This window comes from Alteromonas sp. ABV2_168 (assembly GCF_056161165.1).
On the sequence record NZ_JBSWYQ010000007.1, the window covers coordinates 194,730 to 207,157 of the forward strand.

Sequence of the window (12,428 nt, forward strand, 5' to 3'; positions counted from 1 at the left end):
CCGGGCATCTCCGGCTCTGAACTGACATGTTAGTTTACAACGTTGCAGTTTTTCTTCAGAAAGGGCGTCACTTCATCGGTTACCACCAGAGAACGTTGTTGCGGACACACATACGTGCCTACTCCGCTTTCAAAGTTTGAATCAATGGCTCTGGCAATGTCCGATAATGAACCGACGATGGTGTTATCAATCTGAAAGTGATACTTGATGACAAAGTCCTGGTCCAGATCCCAGATAACCTGCATCCCTTCCTGCTGGGCATAACGGGTAATGGCTTCACGTAAGGTATTGCCGGGCTTAAAGCTCCTGTTCTTGTGTTCACCGACCCAGCGGTTATTAGCCGGTTTCAGTTCGCTGGACATACCGGACAACTGACTGTCCAGGCTGCCGCCCTCGTTGTTCAGATCCACCACAAAGTCGCTTTCCTGATCTTCAATAGGATCGCTGGCCGTCATCCGGTATTCACGGTAAAACTCACTGAGCCCCTGTGAAATGGACTTTTCCTCTTCAGGTTTTTGCGGAGCTGATGATTTGTTTTGCTCGTAAAGCATAACCACAATACCGGCAACCACCAGCGTAGCAAGCGCCACGCCAATGTGTTTTGCCCAGAAGGCAGCATCTGATTGTCTTTGTTTAGTGGCCATACAATACATCCGGACAGCGCATGTTATTCCCGTTTCAGTATAGACAGAAAATGGACTTCACGGCTACTTTGTGAGGAAAAAATCATACTAAACAACTAAATAGCCATCAGTCGTAAAGCGACGGAGCATCCGGATCAGGACGGGTTTTAAATCGCTTGTGCGCCCATAAATAGCTTTCAGGCTGTTCAGCGATAATTTTTTCAATGTGCTGATTCAGCAAAGTCAGAGCAGGCACATCTTCCAGTTCACGCAATGCTTCCAGAGGCGGGTAAAATTTCACTTTATAACCGTCCAGCGTGTACTGCGAAGTGATGATCAGCGGCACACTGTCAGTTCTTCTGACGAACATCAGAGTCGCCGTGGTGGTTGCCGTATCTTTCACTCCGCCAAAGGGTACAAAAATACTTTGCGCCCGGCCGTAATCCTGATCAGGGAGATACAAGCACAGCTCTTTTTCGGCCATTGCTGCAAGCAGGGCTTTAGCATTTCGTTTATGTACCATGTACTTATTTGAGCGCGCACGGCCATGATACTGAAGATAATCCATCAGCGGATTATCATGCTTTCGATAAAAGCCCACAGCAGGATGGACATAGCCCAATCCACGACAGGCAAACTCCAGGTTCATGTTGTGAAGCGCCATACCAAATACGCCCCTTCCCTGAGCCAGCGCCGCTTCGACATGCTCGAAACCTTCAACGGTAAAGTGTTTCTTAATCCGCCACGCCGGCCACCACCAGCCCATTCCGGTTTCGAACAGCGCCATGCCCGTACAACGGATATTTTCTTCCAGCAACCTTGATTGCTCACCGGCTGACAATTCAGGGTACATAAGGGCCAGGTTTCGTCTGGCTACATTTACCCGCTTGGGTAACAGCCGGGCGATGAGTTTTCCTGTTCCGGCACCAAGCGTGCGGATCACAGGAAACGGAAGCCACAATAAGAGATAAAGCACGCCGGCACCCAGCCAGACGCCCCAATATTTAGGGCCGAGATAGGAAAATTTGAAAACAGGGGGTTTTATAGCAGCAGACAAAAACAAACCATCCGGATAATTATTTACTGCTTATTGTACTCATTTGTCGCCTGCCAGCATACCGGCAGGCGAAAGAAAGCAGGAAAACTCCGATGAGTCTGCTTAAACGATCAGAACAGGCTAATACTGCTTATCGATTTCTTTCAGTTTTTTCTCGAACTGATCATAAGCATCCTGAGACGGATAATCAAAACGGTACTGATTGTGAAAGCCGAACTGCAACTTCACCTTAGCATCTTCAATAAATAAGGTGTAACCATCATGGTCAGTGAATGCCACAATGCCGTTAAGTAAATATTTATCGTCTTTCTTCTCGCCGCTCTGGCGAATTTTATCGAACACCTGAAGCAGAAATTTACTTTCCAGTTCATTTTTCATCGGGGAGATACTCCATCAGCAACTGTTATACTATTCATACGGTAACAGCCGCTGATGGATTACTTTTACATACAGCGAAGAGACTAATTAAAGTTGTAGCGAAAACCGAGGTTCAGCACGGTGGCAGCGAAATCGTCCTGACCACGGACGTATAAAGCTTCCATTCGCAGCATGCTGTTCAGACCGACGTGATAGTCAAAGCCCAGTCCGGCCATGCCGGCAATAATGCCATCATCGTAAGCACAAAAGCCTTCAGGGATTGAATCAATATCACTGACCTGGCAACTGCCTGTTTCAATGCTTTGCAAACCCTGAACGTCAACATTCATGACGCCCAGTTTATAGTATAACTCGCCGGTACGTCCGCCCGCTTTACCCAGCACTGCCAGATACAGGCCCTGGGCTTTCAGCGCATCGGTATCGCCTTCTTCGTCCAGTAAATTCTGGTAGCCGGCTTCTACATACCATTTACTGCTGAACTGGTGACCCAGCGCAAGACTGTACGCCACGCCTTTATTCTCAGTGTCGCCAAATTCTGCATCGGTATAACCCACCGTCGCCAGCCCGTACATTCTTTCTGTGGCTTGCGCGTTGAAACTAAGCCCTGCAAGACTTAACACCGGTAACAGCAAGGCGGTGACTATTCCTTTTTTCATAATCTGCAATTCCTTTCCTTAGAAATAATATTCCAGCGCTACCTGTACGTGGTCGTCACGGCGCATGTAGTAAAACGTGTCGTCGGTTTGATCGGAAGAGAAGAAGTAAGCGTCCATCTTCCAGCGCCAGTTGTCAGTCATTCGGCTTGAAGCTTCAACAAAAGCACTGTAAGTATCGCTTTCATCCAGATCCTGAATGAAGCCGGATAAGATTTCTGTACCGTCGATATCATTCCACACCCAGCGTAGTCCCAGCATCAGGTCGTTCTGACCGGTGGCGAAGAAATTATCTTCACGCTCGTCGTACTGATATTCCATCAGCACACCCAGATCATAAGAGGTACCGAAAACCCCCACTGAGGTGCGCTCAAAGCCTGCCACTGCGGCGGCAAAATCTTCACTTTGTCCTGCGCGGTAAATCCCTTCAAACTTGAGCAACCAGGCGCCCTGCACTTTCAGTAAATCCACGCCGTACTGTTCAATTTGCGCATAGTAAGGCTGAATAAACGGCGTGCTGTTTTCATCGGTTGCCTGCAGCAACTCAGGTTCACGGGTTGTACCGTCGAAATAAGACAGACCAATTTCCCAGTCCCCCAGAGAACGTTGCCATCTCAGTGCAAAATCCACATGGTTCTGTTCATCATCAGATTCGTACAACGCCGAATTTTCACGAATTTCAACAGGCGGACGTAAGCGGCCGTCTTCACCCGGGAAAGTACGTTCACGAAAGTATGGCAGGACAAAACCGGACAATGTGCCCCAGTCACCGAACACGTTAAGGTTGATCATCGGCTGACCAAGCTTATCTTCGCCGTCGATGTTTTCTACCATGTCGGTCTGATTAATAATGTCGACCAGGTGAATGGATTCCGTTTGTCCCCAGAATACCTTGCTTACGCCGACACGGGTTTCCCAGTTATCAGCTGCGTGCATCCACATTAATTCACGTAAATCAAAGTGTGTGCGCTGCTCATCTTCCTGGTCCAGACGGGCAAAAGGCTTGAACAGAATACTGTCGATGCCGTCGTTCCATTCCGTGTACATTTCAGGTTCTAAAAACACGGAAGCCTGTGAGCGGGGTTGCCCGGGATACGCTGCATCCTGAAGAAAGTAGCGGGTTTCCACACCGGCTGAGCCACTGATGTCAATATCTGACATATCAGCCATTGCACCGGCAGAAAATCCCAGTGCGGCGGCAACAAGTGACAAACGTCTGACGGGGTTAGCGCGCCCGGCGTAAACTGTTACTGTCAAAGTCCGATTCCTCTAATTCTGTGCCAAATTCCAGTTTGTGTGTAACCAGTTCGGTAGATTTTTGTGTTTGCAGATTGTACATAAAACTACGCAGAGGTCGCCAGAACTCCCCCTCAAATAGTTTGTAATCTTCAAATTCGAGTACTTTAAGCGCTTCACCCTTGCGGTCGAAAAACTCAACCTTACGGGGCCGGTAATGTTCTTTATCAATCCATAAAATTTGTTTCGAATAGCCCGAATATTCGTCCATAGGGGTCTGTTCGAGTACGTAGACATCGTCCCCCTGATACTTGTCTTCACGAAGTAAGTCGTAAGAGAACTTAGGGATTTCAAAGGACGTCATGTCTTCAAAGGCATATTCGCTGCCCAGAAACGGACCGGATTTGTTGCTGGTTGAAATCCGGCGGACACGCTTCACAGCCGGCAGAAAAATCCACTGCTCGTCCGGTGCATCAACATGACTGAAGCTTAAAAATGCGGTGCCGCTTAAATCCCGCGGTGAATCAAATATTGTCAGCGCCTTATCACCGTCGGTAGGCACTTCCAGCGTTTTCACCCGCATTTCCCGCTGGGCTTCCTGCCCCTGGGCATTGCGCAGGGTCATGGTAATACTGGCAACTGTATTTTCCCAGCCACGGTTAACATCTTTCCTCGCTGTCGCAATACGAAGGCCTTCTTTCTCTGAAGCTTCATCTGCAATAACCGGAGTCGTCAGCACCACACTCAGTGCCAGTGACGCTAAAGAGAGCTTGCGTAATTGTCTCATGTAGCTTCCCTCGTTGTTTTGTTTTTATCTTTATCCAGCCACATCAGGAATGAGGGCAGGAAGAGTAAATCAATAAATAATGCTGCAATGAAGATAATGTTTGTCATTAACCCCATGTCTGAGTTCAGGCGGAAATCAGACAACAGCAGTACACCAAAGCCGGCAGCCAGCACCACTGTTGTGGTGATCATGGCCCGGCCTACGGTGCGGAATGCGTATTCCACGGAATCCCGCACGCTCAAATTATCTTTTCTTGCAGCCTGGTATTTCAGCAGAAAATGTACAGAGTCGTCGACGATAATCCCCATGGTCATACTCAGTTCTACTGACAGCGCCATATTGATTTCGCCGGACATCATGCCCCATATTCCAAAGCCCACACCAGCCGGCATTAAGTTAGCCATCAGGCTGACTATTCCCAGCCGCCAGGACCGCAGTGCAAGGGTGATCAACAGTGAAATCACCACCAGCGCAGCCACTGAGCCCCACACCATGCTTTCCATGTTTCTGGCACCGATGTGCGCGAACATCAAAGCGGGACTGGCCGCTTCCAGACGCAATTCTGGTGCCAGTTTACCAAACCACCGTTTGGTCCGCGCCTCAAATTCGGTGAACTCCTCACTTCCGAGGTTTTCCAGCACGGCAATAATGCGAACACCGGACTTGTCGATATCTATCTGGTTATTCAGATCGAGACCATATGGCAAGGACATTTCGTACAGTAACAGGTACTGTGCAGCGAGGTCTTTAGATTCAGGTAAGGTAAAATATGCCGGCTCATCATCATGCATATTCATGTTAAGGCGCTTGATGATGTCAGCAAAACTCAGCACATGTTTGACTTCCGGCTGCGAGCGCAACCATTTGGCCAGTGCATCCACCTCTTTCATCACCGCAGGGTCATTGATGCCATAGGGCTCACCGGTATAAACAGCAAAATCGATATTCGACATGCCGCCCATATATTTCTTTTGGATTTCAACGGACTGACGAAACGGTGATGATAAATCGAAGTACTCTACCGCCACATCGTTCAGACGGTTATTCAGGCAGAACAGCAGCGACACAGTGAGAACAATGACCGAATAAGGCAGAATACGGCGGTGATTGCTGATAACCCATCCACCCAGTTTTTTAACCTGTGTGTCGTCGCCATTTTGCTCTTTAACACGGGGGGCTGGCAGTAAAGTGAGCATAGCCGGCAGCACGGTCAAAGACAAAATACAGGCCAGTACAACCCCGACGGCGGTTAAATTTCCAAGGTGAGATAAAATAGGTACTTCCGCAAAATTCAGCATTAAAAAGCCAATTGCTGTGGTACCGCTGGTAAGTAAAACCGCCTTGAGGTTTAGCACAATACTTTCAGCCAGTGCCTGTTCCTTCGCCAGACCCTGCTGAATTTTTTGCCGGTAAGTCACAATAATGTGTAGGCAATCAGCGACAGCAAGCGTTGTGACCATGGTCGGCACATTGACCGTAGAGGGACTCAGAAAAATTCCCCACCAGCCGGCAATTCCCATCGTCATCACAATCGTGCCGCCAACAACCACGAGCACTACTGCTGATGCTGCTTTTGAGCGTGTTAATAGTGCAATCATCACCGCAATGATGATAAACATAAGCGGGATCAGGGTTGACGCATCATCCTGCGCTGTCAGCGCGAATGCGTCATTCATTGTCACAATCCCGGACAGATAAATTTTGTGGTCCGGGTAGGCGGTTTCATATTTCTCTTTTAACTCTCTGGCGAATGCCCCGATCTTCATTATCTTGGGAGTCTGGTCGCCTTCGGGTAGCTGAATTGTGACATTGATCACCGCCATCGCTTCGTTGTCGGAGATAAGCCGCCCGCGTAAATTTTGGATGGGTTCAATTACTTCCCTCACCCATCTGATATGGGCTTCATCCGTTTGCCCTTTGCGAATAAGATCCTGCACCACCAGCCCTTCCTCATCGGCAAAGGTATACTGATAATTCGACAGTGATTCCACCCGGTTAGACATGGGAATATGCCAGGCATCCTCTGTGAGGGCATGAATAAGTTCGAAGGTTTCCGGCTGATAGACGTTTTCACTGTCCGGCAAAATGAGGAAGGTAACATTTTCGCTTTTGCTGAAAACATTCTGCATTTCTTCATAAGCCAGTTTCTGAGGATCATCAGGCTCAAAGAAAACTTTATAGTCTCCGCGGAAATAAAGATTACCGGCTCCGAAACCGGTGATGACGCACGCCAGCAGAAACAGTGCTATGACTGTTTTCGGTTTTTCCATGCACCACCGCGCCCAGGCCGGGAGTGTTTGCATAAAATGTCATGTCCTTTTATCTGTTCTGTTTCACAGTGTATCTGCTAAAAGTTCAGAGTGTAAGTATTTGCCCTTATACGCAGGATTTCCAAAAAGAAATTTAATGTTTAAAAAAACAGCAGAAAAACAAGCAGGTAAATAAACCTGCGTACTGGCTCAGGTATCTCATTTAACAGACTGCTTACATAACATTTGATCTTTGGAAAATGTCATGTAGTATTAGAAGAATACAACTGGTCAGATGAGCGGATGAGTAATATGAGTATTCGAAAAAGCCTGAAAAAAGTTCTTCCACCTATTTCTGTGACAGAGCAGGAAGCATTGGACGCCGGTGATATCTGGTTAGAAGCCTCTATCTATCAGGGCAAACCAGACATGCAAGCCCTGCGTGCCATTCCACAGGCGGAATTAAGTGCCGATGAACAGGCATTTATTGACGGCCCTGTGCAGGAGTTGCTGGGATTAATCGATGATTTCGAGCTGGCAAATGGTAAGCACATTCCGGATGAGATTTTAGCGTTCCTGAAGAAACACCGTTTCTTCTCAATGATCATTCCGAAGAAATTTGGTGGTCTGGAATTCAGTCCTTACGCCAACTCAACCATCGTTGCAACTATCGCTGCGAAAAGCGGTGCTATTGCCGTAACCGTTATGGTGCCTAACTCGTTAGGTCCGGGCGAACTGCTGATGCACTATGGTACAAAAGAGCAGCAGGACTACTATCTGCCCCGCCTTGCAGTGGGTGATGACATTCCCTGTTTTGCACTGACCAGCCCTGAAGCCGGTTCAGATGCCGGTGGCATTCCTGATGCAGCTATCGTCACGAAGGGTGAATGGGAAGGTAAAGAAGTTATTGGTCTGAAAGTCAGCTGGGACAAGCGTTATATCACGCTTGCGCCAATCGCTACCGTACTGGGCCTCGCATTTAAAGTTTTCGACCCTGATCAACTGCTGGGTGAAAAACTTGAGCTGGGTATTACCTGTGCCCTGCTGCCAAAATCTCACCCCGGCGTAGAACTGGGTAACCGTCACGATCCTATGGGACAACGTTTCTACAACGGTACGACCCGTGGTAATGATGTATTTATTCCTATGGATTTCATTATCGGCGGTCAGAAAAACATCGGCCGCGGCTGGCAGATGCTGGTGAGCTGCTTAGGTGCAGGTCGTGGTATTTCATTACCGGCCATGGGCGTGGCAACAGGTCAGGCGGCACTGAAAGCGTCTGCAGAGTACAGCTTTGTGCGTGAACAATTCGGACTGCCAATTGGCCGTTTCGAAGGTATTCAGGGCAAACTGGCAGATATCGCCGGTAAAACATTCCTGCTGGAGTCTATGCGTGTTCTGACAACAGAAGGTTTGGGTTTAGGCCTGAAGCCGTCAGTAGTGACTGCGATTGCCAAATACCATATGACTGAGCTGGGTCGTGACGTAATGAACTCGGCAATGGATATCCTGGCGGGTAAAGCCATTCAGCGCGGACCGCAAAATACGTTATCCGGCGGCTACAGTTCATTACCGATTGCCATTACGGTGGAAGGTGCCAACATTCTGACCCGTAACCTGATGATCTTCGGCCAGGGTGCAATGCGTTGCCATCCATACTTGAAAGAGATGGTGGATCTTATTCACAGTGACGACCACTCTGCCGACGGCGAATTCAATAAAGTATTGAAGAAAACGGTCAGTTTCAGTGTGAAAAATGCGTTCCGCAGCTTAGGTAAGAGCTACCTGCCCTTCCTGCGCGGTGCAGAGTCTGCACTGCCGGAAGTGACAAAGTACGAGAAGCGTCTTAATGCATTGTCAGCAAAACTGGCTCCTATGGCCGATTTATCGCTGGCGGTACTGGGCGGTGATTTGAAAAAAGCAGAATTGCTGTCAGCCCGTCTGGGTGATGTAATGAGTTATCTGTACGGCGCCATGGCAGCCATCCGCTTCTATGAGCAACGTGTAGAAGACCGTAAACTGGCACAGCCTTACTTCGAGTACGCTATGGAGTGGACGCTGCAACAGGCTGAACAGGCACTGGTTGATTTCATCGGTAACTTCCCGAACACAGCAACCCGTGGTCTGATGCGCCTGCTGACCTGTACGTATACCAATTCAGTCAGCGGGATCAGCGATAAGCTGTCCTGTGAACTGGCTCTGGCATCCATGCAGGATAACAGCATCAAAGCACAACTGACGCACCTGGTTCGTCCTGTTGCCGGTGACGGTAACGACATCAACGAGCAGGCGTTTAAAGCGAAACATGCTGTAGCCCATCTGTTAGGTAAAGTACAGAAGGCGCTGCGTAAGGAACCGGTCATCCCGTTCCTGTCGTTTGAAAACGCACTGAATAAGTTACAGGAGCGCGGTGTTGTAACGGCTCAGGAAGCTGAAATGCTTCACGATTACAATGAGAAGCGTAAGCTGGCTGTCCGGGTTGACGAGTTCAACTTTGACCTGGAGCCGTTATCTCAGGAAAAAAGCGATTCTTCAGCGAAGAAAGACGCTGCCTGATATTCTGAATACTGCTCTACAGCATTGATTTAAAAGGTGACTACGGTCACCTTTTTTTATTGCTTTTTGCCGGTTTTGCACTATACCTTTTAGCAGGAACTTTTCCGGTTTACCCGGGCGGTACGCTTCTCCGTCATCTCCCGGTGAATACATATAAAATGTGACAGGGCCGTCCAGCTGACAGGATTAAGTAGTGCGCCCCATATTCCACCACTCCACACTGAATGATGCCGCGTTAAGGGATGTTGTGCACCTGCTGCACTCTAATGCCTTTAACGGCATGATTATCTCTGTCGCTGCCATCAGTGCGCTGGCATTCGGGTTCGATACACCGGAAACCCATTCAGTCAAACGACTCTTCTGGTTGATCATGGTGTCTGTTTTACTGCTTCGCTTTCTTGATGCCATCTTCTGGATGAAAGTCCTCAGGCAGAAAGACAAATCTCCCCGTCCCGCATTTTTCCGGTTCGCCATTGGTGTCACACTGACAGCCATCATCTGGGCGCTCTATTGCGTTACCCTGTACCCGCTGATGGATATTATGGAGCTGGCTACCACTGTTGTGGTGCTGTCAGCCCTGGCGGGCGGTGCAGCGGCAGTGCTCGGTGCCAGCCGGCCGCTGGTATGGACTTACTGCACGCTGTTGCTGATCCCGGTTTCCGTAATGGCACTGACAGATCCGCGTAAAGAGTTATTTATGCTGGGTCTGCTTGGATTCGGCTTCTGCATCATCATGCTGGACACCTCCCGCAAAACCAATGCCTTTTATCTGGAGACCATCAGCTTACGGGAAAAGAATCAGGCGTTGGTGGAACAAATGGCAGAAGAGCGCAATGAAGTGGTAAGAGTAAACGAAGCTCTGCGTCTGAGTAACCAGAAACTGGACAATATGAACGCGACACTGGAAGCCGAAGTGCATTCCCGCACAGAAGATATTGTGCGCCTTTCTAACCGCGACCCCCTCACCGGCCTGATGAACCGGGCGGCGTTCTTAAATACCCTGCGGGACAAGTTAAAACAGGCCGCCTTAAGGGAAGAGAAGCTGGCTATCCTGTTTACTGATCTCGACGGCTTTAAACAGGTGAACGACAGTCTCGGCCATCAAACCGGTGACCAGGTACTGGTCTCTGTCGCCTCGAGATTCCGCCAATTTGCACCGGACGATTGTTTATCACGGTGGGGAGGCGACGAATTCATTATTGTTGCGACGTTCTGCAATCTCAGCAAAATAGTGCAACTGGCAAAAAATATCCGCGCCAGTATTGCTCAGGGCATGGCTATAGACAGAAATATCATCAATCTTGATGCCACGACAGGTATTGCTATTTTTCCGGATCACGGCGACAACGAACAGCTTTTGATCCAGCGTGCCGATATCACCATGTATCATGAGAAACGTCGCGGCGTGAACCATACCGGCATTTTCAGTGATAACGTGTATGATGCGGTATGCAGAGAAATGCAGTTACGGGACGGGCTTCGTTCTGTCATCATCAATGACCAGTTGCACCTTGTTTATCAACCTATTGTAGATGCCGGTACTGGCCGTGTGTGGTCTTACGAGGCGCTGCTGCGGTGGCAATTTAACGGACACCCCGTCTCTCCCGCAGACTTTATTCCTGTCGCTGAACGTTCGGGCCTTATCAACGATATCGGATTATGGGTGCTGTCAAAAGCGTGCGAAACCGCAACAGGCTGGAAAGACCCTGACGTTGCTGTTTCGGTGAACGTATCAGTGATTCAGCTTATGGAAGATAACTTCATCCTCAAGCTCGACGAAGTACTCAGTCATACGGGCCTTGCGCCTTCCAGGTTGCATCTGGAAATTACAGAATCTGTATTCGCAGACAATAAACAAAAGCTTGCAGCGCAGGTGAATGCCATAAAAAATCGCCGGGTAGCCGTTTCCATAGACGATTTCGGTACCGGCTTTTCATCGCTGAGTCAGCTTCAGCTCCTGCATTTTGATCACATAAAAATTGACCGGTCGTTTATTCATAACCTTAACTCAGCAGGCGGCCCGATTATCCGTGCGACCTTGCTGATTGCCGGCGAGTTCGGCTGTAAAACCGTTGCCGAAGGAGTAGAAACAGAAGAACAGGCTACAAGGCTTAAGGCGATGGGTGTAGACTACCTGCAAGGATTTTACTTCGCCAGGCCTGAGCGTGCAGAGACACTGACCGGCCGGCTATAAACAGAACAATAATAATCACATGGCTCAACTTTACTTTTACTACTCTGCAATGAATGCAGGGAAATCTACCTCACTGCTCCAGTCTGCTTACAACTACCGTGAACGGGGTATGCACGTACTGATTTTCACAGCGGCAATCGATGACCGCTATGATGTGGGTAAGGTCACCTCAAGAATTGGTTTGCAGGCCGACGCCAGTTTATACGGTAACGAAGATAACTTGTTCCGGCAGGTATTTAAGGCTCACCGTGCCCAGCCGCTGGACTGCGTATTTATTGATGAAGCGCAGTTTCTGACTAAGGCGCAGGTAAGGCAACTGGTAGAAATTGTCGACGAACTGGATATTCCCGTGCTGGCCTACGGACTCCGTACAGATTTTCTCGGTGAAACCTTCGAAGGCAGCCATTATCTGCTGGCCTGGGCTGATAAATTTACTGAGCTGAAAACAGTCTGTCACTGCGGTCGCAAAGCCACATTTGTGGTGCGGATGGATGAACAGGGCCAGCCTGTCACCGGCGGTAATCAGGTTGAGATTGGCGGTAATGACCGTTATGAATCTATGTGCCGCAAACACTTCAAACAGCTGGTATGGGATCAACCGTCGGCGTAGATCTGCTTCAGCGGTTCCCTGCAGCGCCGGGTCGTTGATCCGCCACCCCGTGTCACTGAACCTCTGACAGTTGACAAGCCTCTCA

10 protein-coding genes are annotated in these 12,428 nt (G+C 49.1%); 3 read left to right on the forward strand and 7 right to left on the reverse strand.

Features of this window, described 5'->3' with window-relative positions:
- Nucleotides 1-29: 29 nt before the first annotated feature.
- The 7 genes from ACXAH4_RS12595 to ACXAH4_RS12625 all read right to left on the reverse strand — a co-directional run bounded on the left by ACXAH4_RS12595 (nucleotide 30) and on the right by ACXAH4_RS12625 (nucleotide 7,004).
- Nucleotides 30-644 (reverse strand): TcpQ domain-containing protein, encoded by a 615-nt coding sequence (locus ACXAH4_RS12595; RefSeq protein WP_474882104.1) that lies wholly within the window; start codon nucleotides 642-644, stop codon nucleotides 30-32.
- A 106-nt stretch (nucleotides 645-750) separates the two neighbouring features.
- Nucleotides 751-1,680, reverse strand: a complete 930-nt coding sequence (lpxL, locus tag ACXAH4_RS12600; RefSeq protein ID WP_474842704.1) for an LpxL/LpxP family Kdo(2)-lipid IV(A) lauroyl/palmitoleoyl acyltransferase — start codon at nucleotides 1,678-1,680, stop codon at nucleotides 751-753.
- Between the two features lie 120 nt (nucleotides 1,681-1,800).
- Nucleotides 1,801-2,058 (reverse strand): DUF3081 domain-containing protein, encoded by a 258-nt coding sequence (locus ACXAH4_RS12605; protein ID WP_474847823.1) that lies wholly within the window; start codon nucleotides 2,056-2,058, stop codon nucleotides 1,801-1,803.
- A gap of 83 nt (nucleotides 2,059-2,141) precedes the next feature.
- Entirely contained in the window at nucleotides 2,142-2,714 is a 573-nt protein-coding gene (locus ACXAH4_RS12610) for an outer membrane beta-barrel protein (protein ID WP_119502070.1), read from the reverse strand.
- Nucleotides 2,715-2,732: 18 nt separating this feature from the next.
- Nucleotides 2,733-3,968: a hypothetical protein gene (locus ACXAH4_RS12615; RefSeq protein WP_232373379.1), complete on the reverse strand. Its 1,236-nt coding sequence runs from the start codon at nucleotides 3,966-3,968 to the stop codon at nucleotides 2,733-2,735.
- Nucleotides 3,937-4,734 carry an outer membrane lipoprotein-sorting protein gene (locus ACXAH4_RS12620; RefSeq protein ID WP_303572986.1) on the reverse strand — a complete coding sequence of 266 codons (798 nt, stop codon included), beginning with the start codon at nucleotides 4,732-4,734 and terminating at the stop codon, nucleotides 3,937-3,939. Before ACXAH4_RS12620 ends, ACXAH4_RS12615 begins: the two co-directional genes overlap by 32 nt.
- Entirely contained in the window at nucleotides 4,731-7,004 is a 2,274-nt protein-coding gene (locus tag ACXAH4_RS12625; RefSeq protein WP_474882106.1) for an efflux RND transporter permease subunit, read from the reverse strand. The genes ACXAH4_RS12620 and ACXAH4_RS12625 overlap by 4 nt, the downstream gene beginning before the upstream one ends.
- Nucleotides 7,005-7,295: 291 nt before the next feature.
- On the opposite strand from ACXAH4_RS12625, the gene ACXAH4_RS12630 reads away from it, so the two are divergent.
- The 3 genes from ACXAH4_RS12630 (at nucleotide 7,296) to ACXAH4_RS12640 (ending at nucleotide 12,343) form a co-directional block, all read left to right on the forward strand.
- Complete coding sequence (locus ACXAH4_RS12630) at nucleotides 7,296-9,539, forward strand: acyl-CoA dehydrogenase (protein ID WP_474882107.1); 2,244 nt, start codon at nucleotides 7,296-7,298, stop codon at nucleotides 9,537-9,539.
- Between the two features lie 193 nt (nucleotides 9,540-9,732).
- Nucleotides 9,733-11,733: a putative bifunctional diguanylate cyclase/phosphodiesterase gene (locus ACXAH4_RS12635; protein ID WP_474882109.1), complete on the forward strand. Its 2,001-nt coding sequence runs from the start codon at nucleotides 9,733-9,735 to the stop codon at nucleotides 11,731-11,733.
- A 19-nt stretch (nucleotides 11,734-11,752) separates the two neighbouring features.
- Complete coding sequence (locus ACXAH4_RS12640) at nucleotides 11,753-12,343, forward strand: thymidine kinase (RefSeq protein WP_119502075.1); 591 nt, start codon at nucleotides 11,753-11,755, stop codon at nucleotides 12,341-12,343.
- Nucleotides 12,344-12,428 lie beyond the last annotated feature (85 nt).

What these genes read in the sequence shown, in the direction of transcription:
- ACXAH4_RS12595 (WP_474882104.1), bottom strand. Translation starts at nt 644, where the DNA reads ATGGCCACTAAACAAAGACAATCAGATGCTGCCTTCTGGGCAAAACAC.
- ACXAH4_RS12605 (WP_474847823.1), bottom strand. Translation starts at nt 2,058, where the DNA reads ATGAAAAATGAACTGGAAAGTAAATTTCTGCTTCAGGTGTTCGATAAA.
- ACXAH4_RS12610 (WP_119502070.1), bottom strand. Translation starts at nt 2,714, where the DNA reads ATGAAAAAAGGAATAGTCACCGCCTTGCTGTTACCGGTGTTAAGTCTT.
- ACXAH4_RS12620 (WP_303572986.1), bottom strand. Translation starts at nt 4,734, where the DNA reads ATGAGACAATTACGCAAGCTCTCTTTAGCGTCACTGGCACTGAGTGTG.
- ACXAH4_RS12625 (WP_474882106.1), bottom strand. Translation starts at nt 7,004, where the DNA reads ATGGAAAAACCGAAAACAGTCATAGCACTGTTTCTGCTGGCGTGCGTC.
- ACXAH4_RS12630 (WP_474882107.1), top strand. Translation starts at nt 7,296, where the DNA reads ATGAGTATTCGAAAAAGCCTGAAAAAAGTTCTTCCACCTATTTCTGTG.
- ACXAH4_RS12640 (WP_119502075.1), top strand. Translation starts at nt 11,753, where the DNA reads ATGGCTCAACTTTACTTTTACTACTCTGCAATGAATGCAGGGAAATCT.